The organism is Vibrio ruber DSM 16370, assembly GCF_900163965.1.
Taxonomy (GTDB): domain Bacteria; phylum Pseudomonadota; class Gammaproteobacteria; order Enterobacterales; family Vibrionaceae; genus Vibrio; species Vibrio ruber.
Genome location: NZ_FULE01000082.1, coordinates 1 through 1,514 on the forward strand (window position 1 = coordinate 1; position 1,514 = coordinate 1,514).

Sequence of the window (1,514 nt, forward strand, 5' to 3'; positions counted from 1 at the left end):
AACAGTCCGAAGTTACCGAAGTGACGCAGCGTGACTATAGTTTTAAAAAGCCCTCTTACAGCTTTAAACAGTCGGCACTTGGCAGTGACATGGCCTATCAGTTGCCGGACTACCAACACTACGATGCACCGGGGCGCTATAAAGACGATGCCAGCGGCAAAGCCTTCAGTCAGATTAAGCTCGAACATCTGCGCCGCACCAGTCATACCGCAAGCGGTAAAAGTAACGAAGCCAGACTTCAGGCCGGGGTGGTGTTTACACTGGCCGACCATCTTGATAGTGCAATGAACCGCCTCTGGCTGATTGTCGGGATTGACCATCAGGGCAGTCAGCCTCAGGCACTGGAAGAATCCGGTGGCAGCGGTGCCACCACTTACAGCAACCAGTTTGTCGTCATCCCGAATGAAACCCTGTGGCGTATGCAGCCCCAGCCAAAGCCACAAGTTGATGGCCCGATGGTCGCGACCGTTGTCGGCCCCGAAGGCGAAGAAATCTACTGTGATGAACATGGCCGGGTGAAAGTCTCTTTCCCGTGGGACCGTTACAGCAACGAAGACGAGCACAGCTCCTGCTGGGTGCGCGTCGCACAAGGCTGGGCAGGCGCCCAGTACGGCATGATGGCGATCCCTCGTATCGGTCATGAAGTGATTGTCACCTTCCTCAACGGTGACCCGGATCAACCGATGGTGACCGGGCGCACCTATCACGCGACCAACACGCCGCCCTATCCTCTGCCGGATCACAAAACCAAAACCGTGATTCGCACCCAGACCCATCAGGGCACCGGTTTCAACGAATTAAGTTTTGAAGACCAGTCCGGCAGCGAGAAGATTTATCTCCATGCGCAGAAAGACTATGAAGCGCTGGTTGAAAATGACAGCACCACCCAGATTAAGCATGACCGCCATCTCACGGTTGAAAATGACCGTTACAGCCATGTGCAGGTCAACGACCATCTGAGTATTGACGGTGAGCAGCGAACCGCAATCAAACAGAACCTCACCCTCGAAACCGATGCCTCACTGCATCAGAAAGTCGGCCAGAAAACCATTGTCGATTCAGGCAGCGAAGTACACCTCAAGGCCGGAAATGCTGTGGTACTCGATGCCGGTAATGAAATCACCGTCAAAGTCGGCGGCAGTTTTATCAAAGTCGATGCAGGCGGCGTGCATGTGGTCAGCGGTGCGATCAACCTTAACTCCGGCGGCAGTGCCGGCAGCGGCAGCGGTTACGCCGGCCAGCTTGCAACCATGCCGAACCTTCTCACCGTGTTAACAGCTCCGGAGGAGGCGCAGGCTTTAGATATCACTGCAACCCAAACGCCTGCATCCCCGGCGATCTACACGCTTGCTTCGCCGAAAAATATTCAGGCACCGGCATTTGAACAGGTTTCAATGCAGAACACACCGATGTCGAAAATGTGTCAGCGCCAGCCGGACGGAAGCTGTCCGCGTGGTGACTGTCCGTGTACCTCGGAGGCATAAATAATGAGGCTTTTCCCAGAATTACAAGAT

At 54.8% G+C, this 1,514-nt stretch carries 1 protein-coding gene; it reads left to right on the forward strand.

Annotated features, from left to right (window positions below):
• Positions 1-1,484 (forward strand): type VI secretion system Vgr family protein (locus VR7878_RS20220; RefSeq protein WP_139344182.1); only part of this gene is annotated, 1,484 nt, incomplete at its 5' end.
• Positions 1,485-1,514: the final 30 nt, after the last annotated feature.